The 236-nt window shown below is 28.8% G+C and carries 1 protein-coding gene; it reads left to right on the forward strand.

Annotated elements, in window-relative coordinates:
• Positions 1 to 236: DegT/DnrJ/EryC1/StrS family aminotransferase (locus N3F66_15285; protein MCX8125509.1), on the forward strand; the 236-nt coding region annotated here is incomplete at both ends.

Consider the following 236-nt stretch of genomic DNA (forward strand, 5'->3'; position numbering starts at 1 on the left):
GAAAAGAAATAGATTTTGCTATAAAAAAAGTTATTGACAGGACTGATTTTATTTTAGGAGAAGAAGTAGAGTTTTTTGAAAAAGAATTTGCAAAATATTGTGGTACAAAGTATTGTATAGGAGTTTCTTCTGGTACAGATGCTATAGAACTATCTTTAAGGTCTTTAAATATTAGTGAAAGAGATTATGTTATTGTTCCTGCATTGACTTTTTATTCTACAGCTGCTGCTGTATGT

The sequence above is a fragment of the Spirochaetota bacterium genome (assembly GCA_026414805.1).
Taxonomy (GTDB): Bacteria; Spirochaetota; UBA4802; order UBA4802; family UB4802; genus UBA4802.